This is a genomic window from Pseudomonas sp. SJZ080 (genome assembly GCF_007828295.1).
In the GTDB taxonomy this organism is placed as follows: domain Bacteria; phylum Pseudomonadota; class Gammaproteobacteria; order Pseudomonadales; family Pseudomonadaceae; genus Aquipseudomonas; species Aquipseudomonas migulae_A.
On sequence record NZ_VIUK01000007.1, the window covers coordinates 145536 to 172477 of the forward strand.

At 60.4% G+C, this 26942-nt stretch carries 24 protein-coding genes; 7 read left to right on the forward strand and 17 right to left on the reverse strand.

The window, feature by feature from the left end:
* Window positions 1–9 precede the first annotated feature (9 nt).
* The 3 genes from FBY04_RS12380 to FBY04_RS12390 form a co-directional block, all read right to left on the reverse strand.
* Window positions 10–1716 (reverse strand): ShlB/FhaC/HecB family hemolysin secretion/activation protein, encoded by a 1707-nt coding sequence (locus tag FBY04_RS12380; RefSeq protein ID WP_145315378.1) that lies wholly within the window; start codon window positions 1714–1716, stop codon window positions 10–12.
* Window positions 1717–1914: 198 nt separating this feature from the next.
* The gene (gene treS / locus FBY04_RS12385) at window positions 1915–3981 is read right to left on the reverse strand and encodes a maltose alpha-D-glucosyltransferase (protein ID WP_145315379.1); all 2067 of its coding nucleotides are present in this window, start codon (window positions 3979–3981) and stop codon (window positions 1915–1917) included.
* Between the two features lie 109 nt (window positions 3982–4090).
* Window positions 4091–4840 carry an EAL domain-containing protein gene (locus FBY04_RS12390; RefSeq protein ID WP_084322230.1) on the reverse strand — a complete coding sequence of 250 codons (750 nt, stop codon included), beginning with the start codon at window positions 4838–4840 and terminating at the stop codon, window positions 4091–4093.
* A gap of 249 nt (window positions 4841–5089) precedes the next feature.
* Between FBY04_RS12390 and FBY04_RS12395 the strand changes: the two genes are divergently transcribed.
* Window positions 5090–6094 (forward strand): AraC family transcriptional regulator, encoded by a 1005-nt coding sequence (locus FBY04_RS12395; protein ID WP_145315380.1) that lies wholly within the window; start codon window positions 5090–5092, stop codon window positions 6092–6094.
* A gap of 12 nt (window positions 6095–6106) precedes the next feature.
* Here FBY04_RS12395 and FBY04_RS12400 read toward each other — a convergent pair whose 3' ends face one another.
* The 5 genes from FBY04_RS12400 to FBY04_RS12420 all read right to left on the reverse strand — a co-directional run bounded on the left by FBY04_RS12400 (window position 6107) and on the right by FBY04_RS12420 (window position 11348).
* Window positions 6107–7234 (reverse strand): diguanylate cyclase, encoded by a 1128-nt coding sequence (locus tag FBY04_RS12400; RefSeq protein WP_084322254.1) that lies wholly within the window; start codon window positions 7232–7234, stop codon window positions 6107–6109.
* Between the two features lie 114 nt (window positions 7235–7348).
* The gene (locus FBY04_RS12405; protein ID WP_145315381.1) at window positions 7349–8398 is read right to left on the reverse strand and encodes a nitronate monooxygenase family protein; all 1050 of its coding nucleotides are present in this window, start codon (window positions 8396–8398) and stop codon (window positions 7349–7351) included.
* A 67-nt stretch (window positions 8399–8465) separates the two neighbouring features.
* Window positions 8466–8855, reverse strand: a complete 390-nt coding sequence (locus FBY04_RS12410) for a tautomerase family protein (RefSeq protein WP_145315382.1) — start codon at window positions 8853–8855, stop codon at window positions 8466–8468.
* 121 nt (window positions 8856–8976) lie between these two features.
* On the reverse strand, window positions 8977–10494 hold the full coding sequence (locus FBY04_RS12415; RefSeq protein WP_145315383.1) for a CoA-acylating methylmalonate-semialdehyde dehydrogenase: 1518 nt from the start codon (window positions 10492–10494) through the stop codon (window positions 8977–8979).
* A gap of 179 nt (window positions 10495–10673) precedes the next feature.
* Window positions 10674–11348: an MOSC domain-containing protein gene (locus tag FBY04_RS12420; protein WP_145315384.1), complete on the reverse strand. Its 675-nt coding sequence runs from the start codon at window positions 11346–11348 to the stop codon at window positions 10674–10676.
* 113 nt (window positions 11349–11461) lie between these two features.
* Here FBY04_RS12420 and FBY04_RS12425 point away from each other — a divergent pair, with 113 nt between their 5' ends.
* Window positions 11462–12349 carry a LysR family transcriptional regulator gene (locus FBY04_RS12425; protein WP_084322253.1) on the forward strand — a complete coding sequence of 296 codons (888 nt, stop codon included), beginning with the start codon at window positions 11462–11464 and terminating at the stop codon, window positions 12347–12349.
* 135 nt (window positions 12350–12484) lie between these two features.
* Here the strand turns inward: FBY04_RS12425 and FBY04_RS12430 are convergent, their stop codons facing one another.
* The 4 genes from FBY04_RS12430 to FBY04_RS12445 are packed head-to-tail and all read right to left on the reverse strand — an operon-like array spanning window position 12485 to window position 16104.
* Complete coding sequence (locus FBY04_RS12430) at window positions 12485–13504, reverse strand: nitronate monooxygenase family protein (RefSeq protein WP_084322224.1); 1020 nt, start codon at window positions 13502–13504, stop codon at window positions 12485–12487.
* Window positions 13505–13507: 3 nt separating this feature from the next.
* Complete coding sequence (locus tag FBY04_RS12435) at window positions 13508–14062, reverse strand: cytochrome b (RefSeq protein WP_084322223.1); 555 nt, start codon at window positions 14060–14062, stop codon at window positions 13508–13510.
* Between the two features lie 57 nt (window positions 14063–14119).
* Window positions 14120–15793: a cation/acetate symporter ActP gene (gene actP / locus FBY04_RS12440; RefSeq protein WP_145315385.1), complete on the reverse strand. Its 1674-nt coding sequence runs from the start codon at window positions 15791–15793 to the stop codon at window positions 14120–14122.
* Window positions 15790–16104, reverse strand: coding sequence for a DUF485 domain-containing protein (locus FBY04_RS12445; protein WP_145315386.1), 315 nt, complete (start codon window positions 16102–16104; stop codon window positions 15790–15792). Before FBY04_RS12445 ends, actP begins: the two co-directional genes overlap by 4 nt.
* A gap of 261 nt (window positions 16105–16365) precedes the next feature.
* Here FBY04_RS12445 and FBY04_RS12450 point away from each other — a divergent pair, with 261 nt between their 5' ends.
* Complete coding sequence (locus FBY04_RS12450; RefSeq protein WP_145315387.1) at window positions 16366–17253, forward strand: LysR family transcriptional regulator; 888 nt, start codon at window positions 16366–16368, stop codon at window positions 17251–17253.
* Here the strand turns inward: FBY04_RS12450 and FBY04_RS12455 are convergent.
* The 5 genes from FBY04_RS12455 to FBY04_RS12475 form a co-directional block, all read right to left on the reverse strand.
* Window positions 17217–18452, reverse strand: a complete 1236-nt coding sequence (locus tag FBY04_RS12455; protein WP_145315388.1) for an MFS transporter — start codon at window positions 18450–18452, stop codon at window positions 17217–17219. The two genes, FBY04_RS12450 and FBY04_RS12455, sit on opposite strands and share 37 nt — an antisense overlap.
* A gap of 184 nt (window positions 18453–18636) precedes the next feature.
* Window positions 18637–19920, reverse strand: a complete 1284-nt coding sequence (locus FBY04_RS12460; RefSeq protein ID WP_145315389.1) for an MFS transporter — start codon at window positions 19918–19920, stop codon at window positions 18637–18639.
* 62 nt (window positions 19921–19982) lie between these two features.
* A complete protein-coding gene (locus FBY04_RS12465; protein WP_145315390.1) occupies window positions 19983–20861 on the reverse strand; it encodes an alpha/beta fold hydrolase in 879 nt (292 codons plus the stop codon).
* 66 nt (window positions 20862–20927) lie between these two features.
* Window positions 20928–21932, reverse strand: coding sequence for a PdxA family protein (locus FBY04_RS12470; RefSeq protein WP_145315391.1), 1005 nt, complete (start codon window positions 21930–21932; stop codon window positions 20928–20930).
* Between the two features lie 396 nt (window positions 21933–22328).
* A complete protein-coding gene (locus FBY04_RS12475; RefSeq protein ID WP_256666874.1) occupies window positions 22329–23003 on the reverse strand; it encodes a GntR family transcriptional regulator in 675 nt (224 codons plus the stop codon).
* A gap of 200 nt (window positions 23004–23203) precedes the next feature.
* Between FBY04_RS12475 and FBY04_RS12480 the strand changes: the two genes are divergently transcribed.
* The 4 genes from FBY04_RS12480 to FBY04_RS12495 all read left to right on the forward strand — a co-directional run bounded on the left by FBY04_RS12480 (window position 23204) and on the right by FBY04_RS12495 (window position 26941).
* On the forward strand, window positions 23204–24004 hold the full coding sequence (locus FBY04_RS12480) for a shikimate dehydrogenase (protein ID WP_145315393.1): 801 nt from the start codon (window positions 23204–23206) through the stop codon (window positions 24002–24004).
* A gap of 28 nt (window positions 24005–24032) precedes the next feature.
* Window positions 24033–24725 carry an SDR family NAD(P)-dependent oxidoreductase gene (locus FBY04_RS12485; RefSeq protein ID WP_084322213.1) on the forward strand — a complete coding sequence of 231 codons (693 nt, stop codon included), beginning with the start codon at window positions 24033–24035 and terminating at the stop codon, window positions 24723–24725.
* Between the two features lie 130 nt (window positions 24726–24855).
* Window positions 24856–25947, forward strand: coding sequence for a glycerol dehydrogenase (locus tag FBY04_RS12490; protein WP_145315394.1), 1092 nt, complete (start codon window positions 24856–24858; stop codon window positions 25945–25947).
* 106 nt (window positions 25948–26053) lie between these two features.
* Entirely contained in the window at window positions 26054–26941 is an 888-nt protein-coding gene (locus tag FBY04_RS12495) for a transketolase (RefSeq protein WP_084322211.1), read from the forward strand.
* Window position 26942 lies beyond the last annotated feature (1 nt).

Genomic DNA, 26942 nt, shown 5'->3' on the forward strand with positions numbered 1-26942 from the left:
GCAGCGAAATCAGAGGAAGAAATCCACGCGGAAATAGATCGGCGCTTCACGCTCGGTCAGGGTGTCCGGGCGTTCGAGGGAATGGGCAAACGTCACGCTGGCGGCGACATGCTGACCACGGGCAAACAGCTCCAGCGAGTTGCTGGACATGCGCCCGTGCTGATCGTCGTTGTAACGATCGCCGCGGATCACGCCCTGGTCATAACCGAGGCTGGTGCCGTACTCGGCAAATACCGGGCGCAGCCATTCCGCCGTCACCGGACGGCTCCAGCGCAGGTCGTTGCGCCAGTAACCGCCGCTGTCGCCGGACAGGGACTGATCCTTGTAGCCACGGATCGACGACTGCCCGCCGAGGCTGGTGCGCGACGGGCTGAACAGCACATCTTCACTGCGCTGGCCGGTCATCAGGCTGGTGAAACTGAAGGACTCGCCCCACACCTTGAACGGCTGCAAGTAGGACGCAACGGCCATGTATTTGCGGTAACGCGCATCCGGCTCGCCGGGGGCGGGATGGTCATTGCCCTGGGCGTCGAATGCACCGATGCCGTCCTGCATGCCCAGGTCGAAGTTGACGTACGCGCTGCCGATCCGGCGTCCGTGGTTGATGCCGTACTGCATTTCGCTGAGGCGGTTACTGCTGAACTTGAGCTTGTTGTCTTCGATGAAGTTGTTGCTGCGCAGGTAGGCGACGCCGAGGCTGAGCGAGGTCCTGCTTACGGCGTCGCGGTGAATCACCCGCTCGGCACGCAGCTGATGGTTTTCGGTGTCGCCGGTCAGCTTGAAGGGGTAATCGTTGGCGACAAGCTGCGTGCGGTACTCGTTCTGGGTGTAGGTGTAACTGAAGTTCCACCAACCCCACGGCAGACTGTAATACAGCGTTGCGTTGTTGGAGGTGTGCTGGTGATCGGTCATCACATCGCCACCGCCGCGCAACATCAACTGATCGGCCAACCCCAGCGGGCTGTCCCAGTCCAGCGTCGTGCGCCACTGCTGCTCGCCAGTGCTGCGCTGGCCATCGTTGCTGCGCGATAACCCGACGCGCCAAGGCTTTTGCGGCGTGTTCTTGACCAGGATTTCGCTGCCACCGACGTTCTGGCCGGGCGCCAACTCCATCTGTGCCTGATTCGAGGGCAAGCGGTTGAGCTGATCGACCATTTGCTCGATTTCGCGCAGGTTGACCAGTTCGCCGGTCTTGCCGGGGAAAGCCATCGCCAGTTCACGGTCCGACAATTGGCTCCCGTCCGTGCCCTTCAGTCCTTCCAGTTTTCCCTCGACCACCAGCACCTGCAGATGCCCGCCGGACAAATCCTGTTGCGGCAAATAGGCGCGACTGGTGACCAGGCCTTTTTCGATGTAGTGGTTGGTGATGACTTTCAGCAACTCATTGAGTTGGGCGACGCCCAGGCACTGGCCGATGTAAGGCTTGAGCAGGCGATTTTTATCGCTGTCCGAGAGACTGTCGGCGCCCTTGAGTTCGATGTCCTTGATGGGGAAACAACGGGTATCGACAGGTGCCGCGGGCTGGACCGGTTTGGCTGCCTTGCCGGGCAATTCCTTGAGTTCTTCGAGACGCCGACGTTGTTCTTCGAGCAGGCGATCCTGGCGTTCACGGATGAGGTCGGTTTCCCCGGGCGTGGGGGCGGCATGAGCGAGGTTCAGCGGAGAAAGGCACAGCAAAGCCAGGCACAACCTCGCCACGAGGGCGGGTGAGTACATGTTCGATCCCTCGAAACGGAAGGCGATAGCAAAATAGTGGCGCGATATTAGATGGCCACTATTCTGACGTCAATTTTTCTTATTGGCGCCAGCCAGCAACAGAGGGATTATCGACTCGAAGCGAAAGGAGAAATGGATCAGAGCAAAACCGGCGAGGTGGCGCGTCGTTCATACGCGCGCCACATCGCCCTGGGAGGACTAGATCATCGGAGAGCTACTAACCACCCGCAGCGCCAACCCTTCATAAGCATCCAGCGTAATCGTGAACTCCCCTTCAGGCGTGAGATCACCCTCGACCCGTTCATTGATGATGTCGACCACCGGCCCCGGCGCAATATTGGGCAGGTGCAGGGTCTCGGTGATCGCTGTGGAACCGAAGTTCAGCGCGGTGATCTGGGTGCCTTTGCCGGCCGGCAGTTCGTGGACCATGATCAGCAACCCCGGATGCTCGACATCCGGGATCAGGATCTGACGGCTCGCGGCAATATCATAGGAACGGCGCGCCGCCAGGATTCGCTTCAGCTGCGAGGCAAAGGAGTCATGGTCTTTCAGTTGACTGGTCAGGCTGCCGTAAAGCGTTTTCGGGCGCGGCATCTGACCTTCCGACAGCTCCGCTTCCGGATTGAGATCAACAAGATCGTAGGCGCCGCGATGAATCCAGCGCGTGTCGCCATCGAGCATCAAATGTGCGACCTGCTCTGCCGGCAACGGCAGTGCACCGACGAGATCCCACCCCGACAACGCGAACACGCCCGGTTGCATCGCGTTGTACATCACCAGCAGCACATGAATCTGGCGGATCTGCTGGATATCCGTTGCGGTAATGGCATCGAGGTCACGAATCCCCAGCGCTGCCGTGATGATGCTGGCGGTGGTGCAGGACACGCCGTTGGTGACGAATTTCAGGTTATACGGTGCGTGTTCGCCGGCCAGGCGTTCGTACATCTGCTCGCGAATGTGCTCGCGCAAGATGTTGCCGGGGAAGGTCTGGCCCTGATAGAGGAAAGTGTCATGGGCGTGCAGCGTCCAGAAATGCACCAGTTCGAGGGTCAGTTCGTCATGGTTCTGCAAGGCGTGGATCAGCGAGCCCGGGTCGATGCCCAGGGTGTGCATCTGGCGCAGCATCAAGCGCAGGAATTCGGTATCGCCCATCAGCAACGCATGCTGGTAAGCGGGTCGGGTGATGAAGTCATAGGAAAGATCGGCCCCGCCGTGGGACATGGCGGCGATATCGTCAACGGTCAGGTTCAGTTCCTGAAAACTGAAACCGCCCGCCTTGCGAATTGCCCCGGCCAGCAACTGGTTGCCGGTGATCGACAAGGGATGACTTTCCGACCAGGCGGTGCCATCGAGCTTGCGTTCAACGCCGAGAAAACCGTTGGCGTCCAGACGCAGGATTTTCGCCCCCATCACGTCGATGGCGTGCAGTGCGTCGCCGATGATCATCTGCTGTGCGGCGAAGGTCGGGTCCAGCCAGTTCAGCGACGGCTGCCCTTCCTTGAAGTAATGCAGGTAAACCCAGCGACGCGGTTTGCCGTCGACCCCGATCACCACCGGTGTCGCGCTCCAGTCGGTTTCCTTGACTCCGGGCTCGAAGAAGATCACCCGCTGCAACTGACCGACGATGTAGTGCTTGTCGCGCAACACATCGACCTGCTGCGGGCTGAGGTTCTGCGCGTCGCGCCCCGCGATGACATCGGGCAGCAGCGGCCAGTCCTCCTCGCGGATTTCCACCATGTGGTAGAGCCCTGGATAGTCTTCGTAGGCCATCTCGGCCAGGCGAAAGTCCGCGCCTTTGCCGGTGTGCGACGGGATGACGTCGTCGATGATTACCGCATTGTGCGCGGCGGCCATGCGCACCAACGCTTGCAGCTGCGCCTCGGTGCCCAGCTGCGGGTCGATGTCGAAACTGATGCGGTCAAAGTTGCCGTCAATGGTGGGCGTGTGTTGGGTGCCCGAAAGGCCACCCGACCTTTTCAGCGGACCGTTGTGAATGCCCTGGATACCGATTCTCGACAAGGCGTGCCATAAGGTTTCGTCCCCCAGGGCCTCCAGCACCGTGCCATTTTCACGGGTGACGATGGACGCCGGGTACGCGGTGAACCACACCGAAGCGAGGGCCGAGGCGTCACGGGGCCGGGTATGCGCGTAGGGCTGTTGCCACAATCGGCCTTGCCCCGAATAGAGCTTGGCCCGTTGTCTTGCGGCCTGCAGCATCGATTGTTCGACCAGCCAGTCCACATGGTTTTTCTCAGCTGCCGTCATGGAAACAATCACCTCTCGTCATGAAAAAATGGCATCCGCCCTTCTGCACCAAAGGCACTGCTCGTTTTCATATGAGGCCATGATGTAGCATTCGTTGCATCGTGCTGCGTTATGACGACCCGGGTTGCAGCTGGCACAGCGTCCCCAGTGCATCGATCTGCGGACGGCCAAACAGGTAACCCTGCCCCCACTCACTACCGCAAGCCGTGGCGAGGGCACGATCGGCTTCGGATTCAATCCCCTCGACGATCACGCACGGCGCCAGCGTTTTGCACAGCTGCACGAGATGACCGAGGGTCTGGGCGTTGTTGGTCTCCAGGCGTGCGCGCTGGAGGTAGCCTTGATCGATCTTGACGATGTCCGGCCGGGTCTGGCGGATGAATTCCAGCGTGCCCAGGCCCGCACCAAAATCATCGATGGCCACCCGGCACCCCAGTTCGCGCAGGCACAACACGAATTCGATCGCCGCCGAGGTGCTTGGCGGCGTGGCGCTTTCGGTCACCTCCAGCACCAGTCGCGCGGCCACCGAAGGGGCGTCGCGCAATTGCATGAGGATCGGTTGCCAGTAGTGGTCGACGATAGCGCTTTGCGCGGAGATGTTGCAGCCCAGCCGCAGGTGTTCGTTTTGCAGCAAGCGTTCAATCACGCAGTTCACCACGCTGCGGTCCAGCTCACGCATCAATTGATGTTGTTCCAGCATGGCGAAGGGATAGACCCCTTCTCCCCGTGCATCGATATGCCGCAACAGCCCCTCCTGGTACAGCACCCGGCGGCTGTCGGGCAACCAGACGACCGGCTGAAACGCCAACACCAACTTGCCCTGCGCCAGTTCATTGTAAAAATTTTTGACTCTGTGCATGTCACATCCGTAGACAAAGCGGCGTCCTGCCGCCGGGTGAGTATGGCTACGCCAAGCGGGCGCTCCTGCAACTGCAGCGTTGACTGCCGGCCATAATCGACGCTCCCCGACCGGTCAGGAAGTGTTCCCGGATACCTTTCGCTTGTCCTTGGAAACATGTCGGTTGTGTTAATCGACTGTGACCATTTGTTTATTGCGATCATGCGCCGGCTTGCGAGACATCAATTAGCCATTACGCCGGGAAGAATCATGCACAGAATGACCAGCACCGGTTTTCGGGTGCTCGCCGACGTCTTGACCGACGCCGGCGCCAACGTAGAAACCTTGCTCAAAGCGTTCGACAGCAGCCACGAGGAGGTCTGGGCAAACCCCAACGGCGTCAGGCTGGAGCTGGTCTATAAGGTGATGGCTGAAGCGGCCAGGCGCACCGGCAACCCGGATATCGGCCTGCTGGCCTATGCCCGCGCGCACCCGGCGAATCTGGAAGTACTCGGTTACGCCGTGATGTCCTGCGCCACGCTGGGCGCCGCGCTACAACGCCTGGTGGATTATCAATCGCTGATCTGCAATGGCTTTTACATGTGCCTGGACCAGGAAGCGACGGCGCTGAAACTGATCGGTTTCGACATCAGCGCCCAGCCGTCCCTGACACCCCGCCCCTTCATCGATGCGGGCGCCGCGCAAATCGTGGGACTGGTCCACTGGCTGTTGCCCCAGCGCAAGCCGCATCCCGTGGCAGCGACCTTTACGTACCCCAAACCAGCGGACACCTCCCGGCTGGAGCACTTGCTCGGCAGCAACCTGTCATTCGGCGCGTCTTACAACAGCCTGACGTTCAGCCTCGACGACTGCTCGATTGCACTGCCAACGGCCGATCCGGCACTGGATGTCCTGCATGTCGAATACGCGCGCACACGCTTGAACCTGCTGCTCAACGGCTCAATGACCGAGCGTGTTCGACGGGTGCTTTCCGAGCGGCTGGCCCAAGGCGTGCCCAGCGACCTCAACCGGATCGCCCAGGCTGCCGGCGTGAGTGCACGCAGCCTGCAACGGCGCTTGAGCAATGAAGGCATGCACTTCTCGGCACTGCAGGATGAAGCGCGATTGATGCTCGCGCATAACTTCTTGCGCAACTCGGCGCGAAGTGTGAAGTACATCGGCGCGCTGCTGGGTTTCCGCGATCAGAGCAGCTTTCACAAAGCCTGCATCCGCTGGTTCGGCATGACGCCTGGACGCTACCGGGAAGACGCCTGACCGCCTGCCGGCCTATTCAGACACGGCGACCTGATTGCGCCCGCGCGCCTTGGCTCGATACAGCGCCTTGTCCGCATTGTTCATCAAACTGTGCAGATCGTTATCTTCGGCATTCATTGACGCAACACCGACGCTGGCCGAGATGCGATGGACCGGCCCGGTCATCAGGCCGGCGATCGACTGGATGAGTTCCTCGGCAATGTGCTGCGCGACCTCGATCGAGGTGTCCGGCAGCAGGACAGCGAACTCCTCCCCGCCCAACCGTCCGTAAACGTCGGTTTCGCGAAACGAGCGGCTGATGACCACGCCCATTTGCCGCAGCACCTGATCCCCGACCTGATGCCCGTAGGTGTCATTGATGTGTTTGAAGTGATCCATGTCCAGCATCACGGCACACAGCGGCAACTGGTTGTTCTTGCAGTGGCTATATAGATGCTGCGCGTGCTCGAAAAAAGCCCGGCGGTTCATCAGGCCCGTGAGTTCATCGGTCTGGGCGGCACGCGTGGAAACACTGTGCGCCTGCTCCATTTCACGGGTCAGGCGAAAAGCGGTTTCCAACGCATCGGACAGGTTGCGCGTCGCACTGAACACAAAGGAGGCGAACACCAGAACCGCTACCCCCATGCCGACCTGCAGGGATGAGGCTTGAAACAACAGCCAGATCGTACAAGGAAACAACACCAGGGAAATGGACACGATCGTCATGTAGCGATAGGCCGAGTAACAGGACACTGCACTGACCGACATCCCGACGCAAAACAGCATGACCAGCGCCTGGGCCAACAGGTCATCGCCCGGAATCACCGCGAGTGCACCTGCACCCCAGATACCGGCGGACAATACGAGCGTGACCCAATACGTGCGCTCCCAGCGCTCAGGGGTGCGTTCACTGGTGGGGCTGCGGAAGTAGGCGATGAACATCAAAATCCGCAACATCGACGACGCTGCCAGCACGGCTATCCACCACGCAACGACCGTGTGGTCAAAACGTTCCCAGCACAGCCAGCACAGCATCAACACCGCGAGAAAACTTCCGAAAACCGCCGAGACCGACTGGCGGAACAGCTGGTGCAATCGGTCCGTGTGCACCTGACTTACGATTAACTCCTCCGTTTCGTACCGCAATCCAAGGCCATCCATTTCATCCGCCTGATCGTAATGCTGCGACGAATGCAATTGTGGCACATTGCTTGGGGCTACTCACTCGGTGATCGGGCCGATCCTTTGGATCGATCAAGGACGAAGTGTCTCAAGTCAGGCTTTCATTTCCGCCACCAGCAGATTCACCAGCGCCGCGGCCGGCAGTTCACGCGCCAGTGGTGCGCCCTGCCCGGCCCATTGCACGGCAAAATCGGTGTTTGCCTGCGCGGTCGCAGCGGCGTTGAGTGCCTTGTTGGCGTCATAAGTCAGCGGATAATCGGGCAGTGCCGTGGCAGCCGTCGCAAGGAGGGTGAAGTTGCGATTGACCATGCCGCGGGCAGGACGGCCGGAAATCACGCTGGTGACTTTGGTCTGATGCGCGCGCGGCCCCTTCAAGGCCTCACGGTAGGCGCTGTTGGCCGAGGATTCAGGGCAGAGAATAAATGCCGTGCCCAACTGCGCGGCACTCGCGCCCAGTTGCATGACCGCCTTGATGCCTGTGCCGTCCATGATCCCGCCTGCTGCAATCACCGGCAGGCGGCAAGCGCTGGTCAACACACGCACCAGCGCAAACGTGCCCATTTCGGTGTCCTGCTGTGGGTCGAATACCCCGCGGTGCCCGCCGGCTTCATAACCTTGAGCCACCAGTGCATGCACGCCGGCGTGCTCCGCCAGCTGCGCTTCGGCCAGGTTCGTCACAGAGCACAAGAGGATGATGCCGGCGTCCTTGAGCGCATCGATTGCCGATTGTGGGGGCAATCCAAAATGGAAGCTGACCACTGCCGGTTTTTCTTCCAGCAGCATCTGCAGCATGTCCAAGTCTTCGACGAACGAGGTGTAGATCTCCCGCAGCGCGGCAGGCGCAACCGCGTCGAATTCGGCAAAAAACGGCGCCAGAACATTCAGCCACTGCGTCTCTCGGGCGCTGTCATGGATGGCTGGTGCGTGGCAGAACAGGTTCACATTGAAGGGTTTGTCCGTCAGAGCCGCCGTCTCTCGAATCATGGCCCGCGCCTGCTCGACGTTGCTCGCCCCAATGCCGATGGACCCCAGGCCACCGGCACTCGACACGGCTGCCGCGAGCCTGGGCGTGGAAACGCCCACCATGGGGGATTGAAGGATCGGCAGTTGAATGTTCAAAAGGGACAGCAGTGGATTGGACATGACAGCACCTGTACGTGATGAATGGGAGTAAAAACGATGGCGCCTGATCACTCGGCGCTGCCCGGCGCTACAGTTCGCCGGTCAGGAACTGCGCCCGTCCACGTCCGAAGGACCAGTCCGCATCGGCGTTTTCCACCAGCGAAACAATCAGGTCATCGGGTGACAAGCCGCAATCGGCACGTAGCCTCTCGGCCAGTAAACGGTAGAACGCTGTCTTCTGCCCTTGTGAACGCGGTCGAGAAATCACCGTCAGCAACAGTACATTGGCCGAACGCGTGTAACCCAATCCCGTGTCGTGCAGCACCAACTCACCGGGACGATGTTGAGTGACGCATTGGTAGCGATCGCTGGCGGGCACTTCAAAGGCCTCGACCATCGCCTGATGGGTCGCATCCAGAAGAGTCTTGAGCTGCTCGTCATTGCGCCCCTGGATGATGTCGAACTTGAGCAATGGCATAGCGGTTCACCTGTGCGAAAAAACCGGGAGCGAGCAGTTCGCTCCCCCTGGGAAAAAAGATGCCGTGACAGCCCGTGCCAACACGTCATCCACCCCCAAACCTGTGGAGCAGAAAACCGTATTACTTGGACGTCGGCATGGCGAACTCAGCGCCCTTGGCGATGCTGTTCGGCCAGCGCTGCATGATCGATTTCTGCTTGGTGTAGAAGCGCACGCCCTCTTCGCCATAGGCGTGTGTGTCGCCGAACAGCGAACGCTTCCAGCCGCCGAAGCCGTGCCACGCCATCGGCACCGGAATCGGCACGTTGATGCCAACCATGCCCACCTGAATGCGGCTGGCAAATTCACGGGCGATGTGGCCGTCACGTGTGTAGCAGGCGGTGCCGTTGCCGAACTCGTGGGCGTTGACCAGATTGACCGCTTCGGCAAAATCCTTGACGCGCATGCACGCCAGCACCGGGCCGAAGATTTCCTCCTTGTAGATTTTCATCTCGGGCGTGACATGGTCGAACACTGTGCCACCGAGCCAGAACCCTTCGGCACAGTTCGCGCCGGCCTGAGCGCCGTCAAAACCACGACCGTCGACCAGCAGTTCTGCGCCTTCCTGGATGCCTTGTTCGATGTACCCGGTGATGCGCTGCAAAGCCACTTGCGACACGATCGGGCCCATCTCTGCGGCCAGGTTCATGCCTTCGAGGACTTTGAGCGCACGGGTGCGTTCCACCAGTTTTGGCATCACCTTGTCGGCGACATCCCCGACAAAAACCGCCACCGAGATCGCCATGCAACGCTCGCCGGCGGAGCCGAATGCCGCGCCGATCAGCGCGTCCACCACTTGGTCGATGTCGGCGTCCGGCATCACCACCATGTGATTCTTCGCGCCGCCGAGCGCCTGTACACGCTTGCCGTGGCGGGCGCCCGTTTCGTAGATGTAATTGGCGATCGGCGTCGATCCGACAAAGCTCACGGCCTTGACGTCCGGGTGATCGATCAGCGCATCCACCGCTTCTTTGTCGCCCTGCACGACGTTGAACACGCCATCGGGCAGCCCGGCTTCCTTGAACAGTTCGGCGATCAGCAACGAGGGCGACGGGTCGATCGGGCTCGGCTTGAGCACGAAGGTGTTGCCGCAGGCGATGGCCACCGGGAACATCCACATCGGCACCATCACCGGAAAATTGAACGGGGTGATGCCGGCTACCACGCCCAGCGGTTGGCGCATGGTCCAGTTGTCGATGTTGGTGGAAACCTGCTCGGTGTAGTCACCCTTGAGCAATTGCGGGATGCCGCAGGCGAACTCGACGACCTCGATGCCGCGCGTCACTTCACCCTGGGCATCGGTGAAGACCTTGCCATGCTCGGCAGTGATCATGCGCGCCAGGGTGTCGCGGTGCTCGTTGAGCAACGCCAGGAACTTGAACATGATGCGTGCCCGACGCAATGGCGGCAGCGCCGACCAGGCCGGAAAAGCTTGCGCTGCCGACTTCACCGCCGCGTCGACTTCAGCGGCATTGGCGAGCGCCACTTTGCCGATGACGGAACCGAGGGCGGGGTTGGTGACGTTCTGCGTACGGCCTGAAGAACCGTGTGTCACGCGGCCGTGAATGTAATGTGCGATGTCTGCTGGCTGGGTGCTCATGGCGGGTGTCCCCTGGTGGTGGATAAGAGCCATCTCTTTTTGTTGTTCGGGAATGCCAGGCGGTCCTGTCGGCGCGCCTCAGGGTCAAAGTAGGCCAGCCTTAGAATCATGTAAAATGATGATTAATGATCCTGTAGATCACAAATGGTGAATGCACTGTTACCCGGGTGCATGTACGGCTATTCGTTCTTCACCGCTTTTTGCAGCCACTTCGCCCGCTCCGACAGCCGCCGCTTCCAGTCCTCGGCCAAACCACCGGTGTCAGCCAGCGCGAGCAGATCGTCGATCACCGGCCGGTGCGACAGCTGCACCTGCCAGAACTCATCGATGGAAAATCGCTGCGTTTGCCGCTCCAGCAGTTCAATCGGGTCCCCGGCCTCGACAAAGCCCGGCTGAAGAACCCGGTAATACCAACCGGTGATGCGCTCTTTGGCGACATGCATCGACATGCGCTCGGCGTCAAAACGATGATTGATTTTCCAGCACGGGCTGCGTGGCTGAGAGACTTGCAACACCGCACTGCCCACCCGGAACACGTCGCCGATGTGCACGTTTCGCTCAGAGAGCCCGAACGCTGAAATGTTTTCCCCGAGGCTGCCCGGGATCAGTTCAGGGGCGCACTGCGCGAAGGCCTGCGCCAGGCGCTGATAGTTTTCTGCCGCATAGTGATGTACCGCTTTTTCCGGACCGCCGTGAACCCGGCGATCGGCGTGTTCATCACCGACAATCCCCTGGAGCTCCACGCGAGCGGGGCCGGAGCGTCGTTGTTTGAAGATGCCCGAACGCTGCCCCTCGGGCTTCAGGACGCCCATGCCGCCGGCAAAGACATGGTCAATTATTGAAGTCAGGTTCATCGTCCGGCCGCGCTCATTCGTCTGTTTTGTTGACTTTACTAACCGTCGACAAAGCCCGTAAAATGATGACTCGTGATGCTATTCATCACTTTTTATGATAGGTGGCAATGATCATGGAAATGCGCCAACTGAAGATTTTCTGCGCGGTTGCCGAGCTTGGCAGCTTCACAGCGGCCGCCGTCAATGTGAATACGGTGCAGTCCAACGTCACCATGCGGGTGAAGGAACTGGAAGCCGAACTGAACCGGGAACTGTTCATCCGCAAAAAGTCCGGGGTGGTGCTCACCTCGGCGGGCCAGACCTTCCTCGGGTATGCACGGCGCATCCTGCAACTGACGGAAGAGAGTCGCAGCGCCCTGATGGACACCGGCATTCCGGCGGGCCTGCTGCGGTTGGGCTCGATGGAAACCACCGCCGCCATCCGCTTGCCGCAAGTGCTGACGAAGTACCGCGAGAAATACCCCGAGGTTCAGCTGTCGCTGTTGACCGGCACCACTTCCGAACTGATCAAGGCGATTGAAGCGCATCGACTCGACGGCGCATTCGTCGGCGGTTTCCACCAGAACTCGGCGTTGACCCAGGAAGAGGTTTTCCAGGAAGAACTGGTGCTGGTCAGCAGTAACCAGTTCCCGTCGCTGCCCGCACTGATCGAGAAAATCCCCCAGCAAACCGTACTGGTCTTCCGCACGGGCTGCTTCTACCGCTCAACCCTGGAAAACTGGTTTTATCAGGTCGGGCTGGTTCCCAACCAGATCATGGAACTGGGCACCCTCGACGGCATCCTGTCGTGCGTTGCCGCCGGCATGGGCGTGACGTTGCTGCCCAAGGCCATCGCCGAAAATTGCAGTGTGCGCCATGCCATTCGCTGCCACGCGCTACCGCCGGAATTCGCCAACGTCTCGACCGTCTTCATCCGCCGAAACGACACGATGATCACCTCGGCCATGAGCGCGTTCATCGGCCTGGCACAAGACCAGATCGCCCGGCCGGCCACGGCGTAATATGTCTGCATCGACAAACGACCACTGTAGGAGCAAAGCGTGCTCGCGAAAGCGTCAGGACAGTCAACATTGACGCTGAATGTACCGCCGCCTTCGCGAGCACGCTTCGCTCCTACAGGTTGTTCGAGTTTCGGCTCACTGCCAGCCGAGTGACCTTCTCTCCTCCTGCAGGAATCGTCCTGTCACGGCGCCGCTCTCCTGCACCGACAGTAAACCCGGTGTTGTCGGCAAGCCTAAGGCAAGCTCCGCCACGCGCTCGGCCGCGGGGACGACACTGTGAATCTTGCCCACCCCCTGCCCCGCGTACAGCGACAGCTTTTTAGCCATCCGCGGTTTGTCGATCGCCCGGGCGCCGCCACCGATGAAGCGCAGCAGGTTCCACTTGTCCCGATTGGGAATCACCCGATGAGGCGTGCCGTAGGTCCAGCCGAACGAATAACCGGTCCGGTACTCGGTGTCATCCGTCGTCGCTTCAACGATCTTTTGCTTGTAGAGCGGGTGTGCATTCGACTCGTCGGTGGCAATAAACGCCGTGCCCACCACCACCCCTGACGCACCGAGCGACATCAGCGCCCGGACATCGTCGCCCGCCACAATGCCGCCCGCCGCCAGGACCGGTCGCCCTTCCGAAACACGCAGGATCGAGGACAACAACGGCATGATGCCAATGGTGCCCCGATTCAGATGACCACCACTTTCGCTGCCCTGTGCCACAAGAATGTCGGCACCTTGCGCAATGGCAATTCTGGCCAGTTCCACTGACCCCACTTGCACCATGACCGTCAGCCCCGCGTCCTTCGCGCGGGGAATCATGTCGGCGGAATAGGCCTCGGCGTAAAACAGTGAAAGCAGTCGCGGCCTTTCTTCAAGCACCACCTGAAACTGCGCTTCGAATACGTCAGGGCCGCCGAACTGCGGAACCAGGTTCACACCAAACGGTTTGTCGGTCAGTGCGCGGGTTTCCTGTATCCACCGGCGCAAGGTCAGCGGCGGCAGGCGCAAACCACCCAGCACGCCCATCCCCCCGGCATTGGCCACCGCCGCAACGAGCTGAGGGCCGGAAATGGCTGCCATGCCACCAAGAAAGATCGGGTACTTCACGCCGCAGAGTTGAGTGATGGCGTTTCCTGCAAAATCGAATCTGGCTTCGTTCATGACTCACAGCTCCACATGTTTTCCAAGCATCCGCTTGAGCGTGTTGTTCTTCAGGAGAAAGTGATTCTTGACCGCACCAAAGACATGCAAGGCCAGGCCGGCAAGGAACGCCGAGGCACCGATATCGAACAGCACATCGACGACATGCTTGAGCCCGGCGTGCGTGGGCAAGAGCATCGGAATGGCGAATCCTCCCGGCAAAACCACTGCCTCGCCGCCCGCCGACCGGGAAGCCCAGACCGCAATTGGCAGCAGCACCATCGCCAGGGCGAGTGCCACCGCAACCGAACGGCTGATGATGACCTCGATGGGGTTGGGCGTGCCCACGGGCAGCGGATGGTAAGAGGTGATCCTGGCCCAGAATCGATAGACCGACACCAGAAACAGAATCAGCCCGACCAGGTTTTGAAGCTGGGCCAACGGCATCCGTACCGCGTCGCTGGAGGCCTGGCCGATCATCAGCTGCAAACCGAAAATCGTCAGCAGCGACAGCGCCACGACCCAGTGCAGCGCCACGGTAATGGGTGAAAACCTTAAGCCATTGTCTCGAAGTTGCATGGCAGACTCCTTTGGCAGAGTGCGCAAATCAGGATAGGAAAGTGTACGAACCGAGCCCTAATGGTTGACCGCCTGCGATGCCCCGAGGCCGGTCTGGGCACGGATGAGCTGGTCATCGAAACGCTCCCGCTCCAGCACGGCCTCGCCGCTGCGATCGGTGACGGAGCCGAGCCAGGTAAAGAAGAACGCCACGTTCATCGAAATGATCGCCGGATAGTCGAAGGGGAAAATCGCCTCGGGATTGCCCAACACCTTGACCCACACCGCCGGCGAGAGAATCACCAGGCTGACCGAGCTCACCAGTCCGGCAATCCCACCGATCAACGCCCCGCGTGTCGTCAGCCCTTTCCAGTACATCGAAAGCGCGAGGATCGGGAAGTTGACCGAGGCCGCCACGCCAAACGTCAGCGCCACCAGGAAGGCGATGTTCTGGTCCTTGAACAGGATGCCCAACACGACCGCAACGATGCCGATGCCAACCGAAGCGATCCGCGACACACGTCGCTCGTCCTTCGCTTCGGCCCGACCTTTCTTGAAGACCATGACGTAGAGGTCATGGGAAATCGCCGAAGTCCCCGCCATCGTCAGTCCGGAGACCACCGCGAGGATCGTGGCGAACGCAACGGCAGAGATGAAGCCCAGTAACAGGTCACCGCCAACGGCCTTGGCCAGGTGCATCACCGGCATGTTGCCACCGCCGATGAGCTTGCCACCCAGAATGCCGGACTCGTAGAACGCCGGATCGCGTCCGACAATCACGATGGCCGCCAGCCCGAGCACCGCAACGATCAGGTAGAAGAAACCGATGAAACCCGTCGCGATAAACACCGATTTACGCGCTTGCCGCGCATCCGGCACGGTAAAAAAGCGCATGAGGATATGCGGCAATCCGGCGGTGCCGAACACCAGGCCAAGGGACAGCGAGATCAGCGCCAACGGGTCGGCCACCAGTTTGCTCGGCAACAGGATCAGCTCGCCATCGTGATGAGCGGCCACCGCTTGCTTGAACAACTGCTCGAAGGAGAACCCGAACTTGCTCAATGCCAGCACCGCCAGCAAGGTTCCGCCCACCAACAACAATCCGGCCTTGATGATCTGCACCCACGTGGTGGCGACCATCCCGCCAAACGTGACGTAGACCGCCATCAACAACCCGACAGCAATCACCGCATAATTGTAGGGAAGACCGAACAGCAGCTGGATCAACTGCCCCGCGCCTACCATCTGAACCACCAGATAAAAGCAGACCACGGTCAACGAACCGAAGGCCGTCAGGGTGCGAATGCGGTTTTGATCGAGTCGAAACGATGCAATGTCCGAGAGCGTGATCCGCCCCAGATTGCGGATGCGCTCGGCAAACAGGAACAACAGCAATGGCCAGGCGACGAAGAAACTGATCGAGTACAGCACCCCATCGAAGCCGTTGAAGAAAATCATGCTGGTGACACCCAGTAACGCCGCCGCCGACATGTAGTCCCCGGCCAGCGCCAGACCGTTCTGAAAGCCGGTGATGCCGCCACCGGCGTTGTAGAAATCGTCCATCGATTTAGTCTTGTTGGCCGCCCAGTAAGTGATGCCCAACGTCGTCAGCACGAAGACGAGGAACATCGCAATGGCGGTGATGTTGAGGGGTTGTTTTTCAACCGCCTGCAAGGTCTCGGCGGCCGAGGCACACGTAGCTGCCGCGCTCAGGAGAGCAGGCGCGATGAGGAAGCGAAAGAGAGGTTTCATACGATGGCTCCTTCGCGAATTTCTGCAGTGAGTGCGTCGAACTCGCCATTGGCCCGAAGGATGTAAAGACCCGTGAACAACCAGGCCCCGACGATGAAGGCGACGCCGAGCGGCCAGCCTATGTTGATGATGCTGGTCGCGGAGAGCTTCTGCGCCAGCAGGTACGGTGCGAACGCGGCGATAAGGATGAAAGTGAAGTAAGGAACGAGGGTTGCGGCAACAAGACAGGCGACGAATCTTCGCTGCCGTGAGACCAATTCCTGATACCGGGGATGGTTGCGAATTCTGGCTGATTCGATTGCATGGTTCACGTTGACTCCGTGTTGCAGTGGAAGCGTTTATTGTTGTTCCACAGCCTCAATTCGAAGACTCGATTTGCCACTGGCTGCGGGGTATTTGCACCTTCAACCTATGCCTGGCACCGGATCATGTAAAACGATGATTAATGATGCTTGTGATCTCTTTTGATGAACCTAGTAGCCTCTTTTCTTGCCTTTTGCGATGCGTGAAACCTAATCTCCTCAACGTGTATTGTTTGAAACAGTTATTGCTTTTAGAGATAGGTGAATTCGATGGATGTGACGGACCTCAAGGTGGTTGACGCGGTGGCGCGGCACGGCAGCATGAACAAGGCCGCCAGCGAACTGAACACCGTGCAATCGAACGTTTCGGCGAAGATCCGGGCGCTGGAAGAGGAGCTGGGCGTGGCGCTGTTTCAACGCAGCGCCCGAGGGGTCCAGATCACGTCGGCCGGGCGTCGGATCCTGCCCTTCGCCGCGCGCCTGTCGAAGCTGCTCTTCGATGCCTCCAGCGCCGCGCGCGACGATGGACATCCAAGGGGCGTATTCGAGATCGGTACGCTGGAGACAACACTGGCGCTGCGTCTGCCACGGTTGATCGCGAGGTTCGCCAAGGCCTACCCGGACGTTCGCCCGCTGATACGCACCGGCACCACGTGCAGCCTGATCCAGGGGGTCATCGACTGTCAGCTCGAGGGCGCATTTGTGGTGGGGCCGGTGAATCACCCGGAACTGCTGAGTGAGATCGCCTTTCGCGAAGAGCTTGTTTTAGTAACGTCTACCGCCGTCAACCGCCTGGAAGAGGTCGCTTCTGTCGACAACCTGAAGACCGTCGTCTTTCGAATCGGTTGTTCCTACCGTCAGCGCCTGGATTCCCTGCTCACCCGATTGGGCATCCCGGCGCCCGAGCCGCTCGAGTTCGGGTCGATCGAAGCCATCATTGCCTGCGTTTCCGCCGGCGTCGGCGTCACGCTGTTACCCAGAGGCGTCGTCGCCAGTGCGTTGCGTGACGGGTTGGTCAACGTGCATGAGCTGACACCGGACATCGCCGACGTAGAGACAGTGTTCGTGCGACGCATCGATGGCTATTTTTCCAGCGCGTTATCGACCTTTCTGGACAGCGTTCATCTGGACGGTGTGCCTGCTCTGGCGCCGACGTAGCGATAGCTCATCCAGCCGTTCATTGCGGCGCATAACAGTAGAAGCGCGGCAGTCACCAGGAACACATGATGCAAGCCGAAATGAGCACCGATCTGCCCACCGATCAGTGGCCCGATCACCTGCCCGGAAAACTGCGCCGATTGCAGATAACCGAGGATTTTCCCGGTGCTGTGCTCTTCGACCGAATGCCGGATCAGCTTGGCAATCGCCGGCAGGAGGCCAGCAAGGGTCATCCCCATGACACCGCGTAAAACCGCCAGTTGCCACCATTGCGTGACGAAGGCCTGGGGCACCATGACCAGCCCCGTCAACAGCAGACAGCCGACGATCACGTTCCAGCTGCCGACCCGGTCTGCCAGCGCCCCGAGTCTGGCGGCCGTCAAAATGCTGCCCAGCGCTGAAGCGGCCATGACAAAACCCGCGACACGCGCCTGACGATCAAACGGTACGCCGAGGTCGCCGATGTAGACGGTAATGATCGGCTCGATCGACATATTGGCCAGGAGCACCATCATCGCGGTCACGAGCAGCGCGCCGATGACCGGCCATTTTGAACCCGCCTCCTCAGGCTGGTTTTTTCGGTCCCGTTGTCTTGCATCCACCACGCGATCGAAGTCCTCGCGCACCAACAGAATGGTGGCAACGGCAGCGACCGCGATCATCCCGCCGCCGACGAAAAACGTACCGCGGATGCCAACGAACTCGGGCAGGAAACCGCCCACCAATGGCCCGATCAGATTGCCGGACAAGGCGCCCGTAGACAGAACACCCAAGGCCCAACCTGCCCTCTCCTTTGGAACCTGTGAGCCGATCATGACAATCGAGGCGGATGCGTAGCCACCGATGAGACCCGCGACCAGGCGCAGTGCGACCAGTTCGGTCACGTCCCGCGCCAGGCCAATCAGCGACATCACAATGGCCATGCCGATGGCCGCCCTGACCAGCATGGGTTTGCGGCCAAAGCGGTCCGCGAGGCGTCCCCAGATCGGGGCCGTTACAGCAGTCCCCAAAAACGTCGCACCGAAGGCCACCGCCGACCATTGCACCACGTCACCCTGCGCAGTAACCCCCAGTTGCTGGACGTACAGCGGCAGAAAGGGCAACAACATGCTCAGGCTGACCAGCGTGGTGAACGAGCCGAAAACACACACGGCGAGGTTTCGGCGCCAGTACCGCCGGTTACGATCGGAGTAATTCACGTGGAAAGGTGTTCCGTTTTGATCGAATGGAAGTTGCTCTTCAGACAGGCAAACACTACGCAGGCGCAGATATCCAAAGAAGCGAATTAATTCGATCAGGGCTATCTCGAATCAAGATAACCAAACGGGACCAGGACGCGACAACGCCTCGGAAGGTCGCAAGCGCCCTGGCCCGTCAGCGGTTTCAGCTTTGGGCGACAGGCGCGCTCGAATGCAACGATGAAACGGGCTCCGGAGCCGGTTCGTCATCCAGTTTGATGAACATCGCCAATATCGGTCCCATCAGCACCACGGCGATCGACGCGCCGAAAGCCACCGACCAGTTATTGCCGGTGATGTCCAGTAACCAGCCGATCACCACCGGCGACACGGCACCGGCCAAGGCCATGCCGGTGAAGGTGCAGGCACTGGACGTCGCGGAGTGGGCGTGGGATACCTCGGTGCCAATCACCCAGAGCGGTGAGTCGGCCAGTTCCGAGCAGAAGAACGAGAAGCTCAGGCCACAGGCGCAGATCATCAGGTCATGGGTGAACATCAGTGGAATCAGACCAATGATCGAGGCCAGAAAGCCGAAAATGATCAGGTCGCGACGTGAGCGCAAGCGATTGCCGGTGACCTTGAAGCGCCAGTCCGAGAGCATGCCGCCGACCGCGGTGCCAACCGTTCCGCCGAGCAGCACGAAGGTCGAGAACATGGCGGTGTGGGTCAGGTCCATGCCGTAGCGCTGTGTGAAGAACGATGGAATCCAGTTGAGGAAAAACCACAACACCCAACCGTGGCAAAAACAGGTGGCGGCCGCCGGCCAGACACGGCGCAGCATCTGCGGCCAGTTGACCGGAGCGGCGACCACAGGCGCCATCGGTGCAGCGGCCGTGGCTTCGACCAGTTTCTTCGATTCGCTGAGGCTGAAATACATGACGAACATGTAGATCAGTGTCACCACGCCGAGAATGACGAAAGTCATGCGCCAGGAAAACTGGATGATCATGAACGTCACGATCAAAGGTGCCAGGGCATTCGCCAAGCGGCCTGACGCGTGCATCATGCCCTGGGCTGTGCCGCGCTGGGTGATGGGGATGGCGCGGGCGATCATGCGGGCTGCGGTCGGGTAGATCGGCGCTTCGCCGATGCCGACCACGAAACGCGCAATCACCAGCACCACCAGGCCACTGACCAGGCCCGTGGCAATGGTCGCGACCGACCAGATGATGCCGTACAGCAACATCGCCTTGCGCGAACCGATCCGGTCACTGAACCAGCCGCCGGGAATCATGAAGCAGCTATAGGCGATGGCAAACGCGGAAAACATCAGACCCAGGTTGGTGTTGCTGAAACCCAGTTCCTTGCTGATCGTCGGTGCGGCGACCGCCAGGTTGGTGCGGTCCACGTACATGATGAACGCCATGACGCACAGCAACACGAAGGTCAGCGTTGCCCTGCGTTTTTTCGCAAGCGTAGTCGGAATCATTTTTTCCACCTTTTTTATAGTTGTAGTGGGCAGGCGGTCATCCCGGACCGCCTGTCATGACGTTACTTGAAGAAGCCGCTGAGCACCTCGTAGGTCTCGTCCGGGCACTCTTCCTGCAAGTAATGCCCCGAAGGCACCGTGGCGGTCTGCACAATGTTGGTGGCGTAGCGGCTCCAGATTTGCGCGGCGTTGTGGTTGCGGCCAACGCCGCCCTTTTCGCCCCAGAGGATCAGCGCCGGGTTATCGATGCGACGGCCCGCGTCAAAGTCGGCGGTGTCCATGTCCAGGTCGATGCCGAACGTGGCGCGATAGTCTTCGCACATGGCGTGGGTGGTGGCCGGGTTCTTGATGCAGCGGATGTAATCAGCCAGCGCTTCGGGCCCGAAGAAGCTGGTGCCCTGGTCGGTCTTCGACAGTTTGCGCAGGATGAAGAATTCCGGATCGGCGTTCATCATGCGCTCCGGCGTCGGCGCGTCCTGGGTCATGAAGAACCAGTGCCAGGAGAATTTGCCCCACTGGCGCGTGACGTTGTTGAGCAAGTAATGCTGCGGCAGCATGTCGACGAAACCGGCTTTCAGCACCTTGTCGCCGTGGTCCAGGCACATGCGATGCAACACCCGCGCCCCTCGGTCATGGCCGGCGGCATAGAACTGCTCGAAGCCCAGCGACTGCATGACTTCGACCTGATCCTGGGCCATGGCGCGGAACGAATAAGCTGAATGATCACCGCCGCCTTCCGGCTTGGAGCTGTCGCCATAGCCGCGCAAGTCGGTGCAGACCACGGTGAAGTCCTTGGCCAGGCGCGGTGCAATCTTTTGCCAGGACAGGTGATTGAACGGGTTGCCGTGCATCAGCAGCAAGGGCGGGCCCTCGCCTCCCACGACAGTGACGATGTCGGCGCCACTGGTTTTGGTGATGGTTTTGGTGAAGTTCTCGAACATGGTCTCAGCCTCGATGGGTATGCCTGGCCTGGGCGTTACGCCCTGCTCTTGTTATTCGTGGAGGGCTCAGCGTTTGAGCTTGCGCGCGGCGGCGTTATCGGCGGCCACGCGGAACGCAGCGGCCATGGCGCCGACATCGGCAATGCCTTTGCCGACGATGTCGTACGCCACGCCATGGGCCGGGGTGGCATAGACGGTCTTGAGGCCGCCGGTCAGGGTCACGCCGGACGAGAAGCCCAGCAGCTTGGTCGCGATCTGCCCCTGGTCGTGATACATGATCACCACCGCGTCGAAATCGCCGTTGCGCGCCTTGATGAACACCGTGTCGGAAGGAAACGGCCCTTCGCAGGCCAGGCCTTTCAAGCGCAAGGCTTCGAGGGTCGGGCGAATGATCGTGATCTCTTCGTCACCGAACAGACCGTTCTCGCCGCCATGGGGATTGAGTGCGGCGACACCGATTCGCGGCGCATCGTTGCCCAGTGCTCGCAAGGTGTCGTGGGCCAGTTGCAACGCCCCTTCGATACGATCCGGTTGCACCATATCGACGGCCTTGCGCAGCGCCACATGGGAGGTCACGCGGAAGGTCGAAAACTGCGGGATGATGTTGACCTCCCCGAAGTAACCGACGTGCTCGGTCCAGGCGGCAAACATCTGGTGCTCGTCGTGATAATGCCAGCCACCGCGGTGCAGGCCGGCCTTGTTCAGCGGCGCGAAGCAGATGCCGTCCAGGTCACCGGCCAGGGCCATGTCGGTCATGATCTTCAGGGTTTCGCCGGTCAGCCGACCGGACTCCGCGTTGACCACGCCGCGTTCATACAACCCAGGGTCAACGTTGTGCAGATCGATCAGGGGCACGGCCGTCTGGGTGTGGTCGGCCTCGCTCAGATGCGTGATCTTCTGGTACGGAATGCGCCGACCCGCATCGCGCATGCCCAGTTCGAGCACCCGTTCATCACCAATGATCACGACATCCGCCCGCTCACGTGCCTCAGGTGTCGACAACAGCTTGACGACCAACTCAGGGCCAATGCCGGTGACATCGCCGAGCATAAGTCCAATCAGGGGTTTCATCAGATTCTCTCCAGTCCGGTCAAGATGTGTCTTTCTTGTTATCGGAGCACCTGGGAGCAAGCCCGGTTTTGCGGGCCGACGCCTGGGTGCAACCGCTGTGGACATCCTAGGCCGACGGGGTAGGCCTTCAAGGTGCAAAACGTGGGGTGGGCGTTCACAGACTGTGGTTTGAGCGGGGTCGGTTGCGGCTGCGACGACGAAGAGATTACTGATTTCTGGTCACAACACCTTTGCGAAAACAGCCGTTTTGTTCAAGGCGTCCGGCGGGGATACTGACCCCAGCAGGCCGAGTGATATCGGGTTGAACGGGGCACAGCCGTAAAAATGACATCGCCCGAGGCTCCGGAAGGGAGCGCTCGGGCGACAGGTTCAGCGGGATCGGCAGTTGCGACGTGGTTACGCCTCAGCGAGGGTTTCCTTTTGCTCCAGCCAATCGATCATCAGTTCACCCCAGGCGATGTCCGCCTGCAACGCGTCTTTGGCTCTGGCCGAGTCGCGGGTGCGCAGACCTTCCAGCACCTCGAAATGCTTGTGATTGGCGCTGGCCAGCTCGCGCTTGGGGACTTCGGCATGGAACCGGCTCAGCAGCGGTCCCATGATGACCCACATGTTTTCGAGGGTTTTCGACACCACCGGCATGCGCGCCGCAGAGATCAACCCGAAGTGAAACTCGCGGTTAAGCAGGGCCGCTTGTTTGTAGTCGACGGGGACTGCCTTCTGGAACGCCTCCTGGATGGCTTCGAGTTTTTCCAGTTCCGGTTGAGTGATCCGCTGGGCCGCCACGCCTGCCGCCTCGCCTTCCAGCAAATGGCGGATCAACTGGATTTCACGCAACTGGCTGACCGTCAGTTCCGGCACATAAATCGAGGTCGCGGCCTTCATGTCCAGCGCATGGTCGCTGACCAGACGGAAAATCGCTTCCCGCACCGGGGTGATCGACACACCGAATTCTTCGGCCAACGTACTGATGCGTAATCGGTCGCCGGGTTGGTACTGCCCGTCCATCAACGCAGTGCGAATAATGGAATACACCCGTTCGCTCAAGTTGCCTTTATCAATGGGCTTATGCACGGTCACTGTTACTCGATCTCCAGGGTCAATGAAGGTGCGCCGGCTCGGCAGATCAAGCGACTGCAGGCCTGAAGCGCGGATAACGCATCATACATCATCGGTTTTCGGCTGCCACTGCGCCCGCATTCATCCCCGTGTTGACTCACGCCAGCATCAAGGATATATCATGCATCACAATAAAATCACACAGGAACGTCGCAATGCCTATCACCGGTAAAACCCGGGTCGTGGTTCACCTCACCTACCCTGCCAAACACCTGCGCACCCCCGAATTTTTCAACCCGTTGCTGGAACGACTCGGCTACGACGGCGTGCTCGTACCCTGGGAAGTCTCACCGGAAAACCTCGCCACGGCGTGGGAAGGTTTGCGCGGAATTGAAAATCTGGCGGGAGTGATTGTCACCGTCCCGCACAAGCTGGAGGTGGCGAACCTGTGCGATGAGCTCCAAGGCACGGCGAGTGTGCTGAAGGTCTGCAACGTTGCCAAACGTCTGCCCGACGGACGTTTCAGTGGGCGCATGTTCGATGGCGACGGCTTTGTCGGCGGTCTGAAAAAGCAAGGCCATGACCTGAGCCACAAACGTGTGCTGTTGCTGGGTGCGGGTGGCGCGGCGACCGGCATTGCTCATGCGCTGCTCGCCGCCCCCCTTCAAGAACTGGTGATCAGCAACCGCACACCGGCCAAGGCCGAAGCGTTGGCCCGTGAACTGCGCCAGCTGTTCCCCGATCGGCAGGTCAATGCTGGCCCCGCCGACGCGACGGGTTTCGATGTGGTGATCAACGGCACCGCGTTGGGTCTCAAAGCCGAGGACCCGCTGCCACTGCCCGTCGACACCCTCGCCCCCGGCACGGTGGTCGGCGAAGTGGTGATGAACCCGGACATCACCCCGCTGCTGAACGCCGCCGCCGAACGTGGCTGTGTCATCCACAAAGGCGCGCACATGATCACGGGCCAGATTGATCTGCTGGCCGAGTTTCTGTTTTCCAAAACCGGCGTCTGATACGCCCTTCTCCGTATAAGGAACGACCATGAAAAAGACTGCAATCGTGACCGGCGGCGGCTCCGGCATCGGCCTGGCCACTGCGCAACGCCTGCACGCGGACGGTTATGAAGTGTTCACCGTTGGGCTCGGCGAACCCGAGCATCGTGTCGAGGGCATTCATTACCAGGAACTGGACGTGACCAACGACGAGGCGGTGACGGGCTTCTTCGAGCAATTCGAACGCGTCGACGCCATCGTCAATGCCGCCGGCATCATCGACCACAACCGTGAGTGGGAACTTGAAGGCTTCAGCCGCGTGATGGATGTCAACCTCACCGCGGTCCTGCGCATCACCAACGCCGCCCTGCCCGGCCTGAAAGCCGCTCGGGGTGCGGTGGTGAACTTCGCCTCGATGTACGGGATTTTCGGCTCGGCCAAGACCCCGGCCTACGCGTCGAGCAAAGCGGCCATCTCCGAACTGACGCGCTGCATGGCCGTGGCCTGGGCGACCGATGGCGTGCGCGCCAATGCCGTGGCGCCGGGCTGGATTCTGACCAATCTGTCGCGCCGCGCCTTCGAAGACCCGGCACGCTCCGAGGGCATCATGGCGCGTATCCCGATGAAAACCTGGGGCGCGCCGGAAGACGTGGCCAACGTGATCGCCTTCCTGGTGTCGGACAACGCACGTTACGTCACGGGCACAACGTTGCCGGTGGATGGCGGTTATTCGATCGCCTGACGGCCTCTCGTCGATTGAGCGCTTGACCGTCTAAAAACATGATATATCATGCATCACACAAAACCGAGGCGCCGGCAGTCTGCCGCCGAGTCCTCGAATAACAACAAAGCAGTGAAGTGAGAGGTGCTGAATGAATCTGGTTTTCGGCTCGCCCGGACGGTACGTCCAGGGCACTGAAGTGCTCGCCCAGGCGGGCACTTATCTGGCGCATTGCGGACGCCAGGCCGTGGTCGTCATCGACAGCTACGTGCTGGGTTTGATCCGGCAACGACTCGACGACACCTGTGCGCAAGCCGGCGTCGAGTTGCACTACCTCACCTTCGACGGCGAGATCACCGCCGACGGGATTGCCGGCCTGAGAAAGGCGGCTGCTGAAGTCGAGTTCGACATGATCCTGGCGGTCGGCGGCGGCAAGTGCATCGACGCCGGCAAAGCCCTCGCCCACACCTCGGGTCGCGCACTGATCACCATGCCGACCGTAGCGTCCAACGATGCACCCACCTCGAAAAACTACGTGATCTACGACGCCCATCATCAACTCAGCGAAGTCGGTCACCTGCTTGTCAGCCCTCGCTACGTGCTGGTGGACACGTCGCTGATCGCCCAGGCACCGCGTCAGTTCCTGCTCGCGGGGATTGCCGATGCGTTAACCAAAAAGTTCGAAGCCGAGCAGTGTTTCAAGTCCGGTGGCGTGAACATGTTTGGCGCGCGCCCGGCACTGTCAGGGTTGGTGCTGGCGCGCGAGTGCTATGACCTCATTCGTCAATACGCCGAACCTGCGCTGGCACAGGCAGGTACCGGCGAAGTCACGGTCGCCTTCGATCACTTGATTGAAGCGGTGCTGTTGATGAGCGGCCTGGGGTTCGAAAGCGGTGGCCTGTCCATTGCCCACGCGATGACCCGCGGCCTGTCGAAAATCCCCGGCGCGCAACAGCAGGTTCACGGTTTTCAAGTGGCGTACGGCTTGCTCGTGCAGCTGGTGCTTGAAGACCGCGACGCCGAACTCATGGGCGATATGTTGAGCTTCTATCAACGTATCGGCTTGCCTCGCAACCTGGCCGAACTGGGCGTCCTCAGCGTCGACGATTCGGTGCTGATGCAAGTGGCCGAGCCCACCTTGAAAGCCCCCCACGCGCGTAATTTTTTCTCGGCATCGGGCGGCGCACTGACTTGCGACGAACTGATCGGGGCGATGCACGCGCTTGAAGGCCTGACCCACTGAGCACCGACTCAAAAGCGCCGTTGAATCCACAACCACCCCGTTGAAGTTCAACACCCGCCACTGAGATTCAACTTCAACAAATTCATGCCTGTGATTGGAGGTAGAGATGTCTGCACCCCGCAAAACACTCGAACAGTGGAAAGCCAGCAATTTTGTGCCCTCCGCCGAGACTGTGCGCCTGTTGAAAGACCGGGCGAAATTCGTCCGTCTGGAAACGATCCGCCTGATTGAAATTGCCAAGACCGGCCACTACACCTCGGTGTTTTCCGCTGCCGAATTGTTCTCCGCGCTGTACTACGACGTGATGACCATTCGCCCGGAAGAACCGAAATGGCCGGGGCGTGACAGGTTCCTGATGGGCAAGGGCCACGCCGCCGTGGGCCAGTTTCCGATCCTGGCCGACCTCGGGGTTTTCCCCAAGGAATGGCTGGATGAATACACCCGCCTGGGCAGCCCTTTGGGCGATCACCCTGACATGCGCAAAGTGCCCGGCATCGACTTCTCTTCCGGCTCCATCGGCCACGCCCTCTCCGGCGGCCTGGGCATGTGCCTGGCCCAGCGTTTCACCGGCGAAGTCTACGACGTGTTCGTGATGCTGGGAGACGGTGAAATGCAGGAAGGCCAGGTCTGGGAAGCCGCAATGAGCGCCGCCCATCACAAGGCCAGGCACCTGATCGCGATTGTCGACCGCAACGGCTTCCAGCTCGACGGCTCGGTCGACGACGTGATCGGCATCGAACCACTGGACGAAAAATGGCGTGCGTTCGGTTGGGAAGTGCACGTCATCGACGGCCACAACATCGCCGAAGTGACTGAAACCCTGCGCCGTGTCAAAGCCGATGAAACCCGTGAGAAGCCGGTGTGCATCATCGCCAGAACCGTCAAAGGCAAAGGCGTTTCCTACATGGAAACCGAACCCGGCTGGCACCTCGGTTACCTCGACCCGGAAGACGCCAAACGCGCTATCGCTGAAATTGAAGCCATGGAGATCTGAA